Annotated in this window: 1 pseudogene; it reads right to left on the bottom strand. The window is 40.9% G+C overall.

Annotated elements, in window-relative coordinates:
- Window positions 1-281 (bottom strand): annotated as a pseudogene (proA, locus tag ACFINO_RS11065) (gamma-glutamyl-phosphate reductase); the annotation flags it as partial.

Below are 281 nucleotides of genomic sequence, written 5' to 3'. Positions count from 1 at the left end.
GCTCCCTCAACACTTTCAACCGTCTTAACAGACACAATCGCATCAAGATATTCGTGCGACCAATCTTCTTCAAAGGCTAATTTGGCGTCTGGCATAAGAAAAACAATATCTTCTGTTGCGCGGATTTCACACCCTTTTTTCTGTAAAGCAGTCAAAATAGGAAGAAACTTTTCTAATGCCTGGCGATCAATAAGAACTGTCTCAACAGCACTACATATACCTGTGCGTCGCAACTTTGCATTCAAAACAATATTACGTGCCAGATCTAAATCTGCTGACTG

The sequence above is a fragment of the Bartonella sp. AA83SXKL genome, from assembly GCF_042196965.1.
GTDB lineage: Bacteria > Pseudomonadota > Alphaproteobacteria > Rhizobiales > Rhizobiaceae > Bartonella.
Note: the sequence above shows the minus strand (reverse complement) of the source record. Positions and strands in the feature narration are given on the sequence as shown.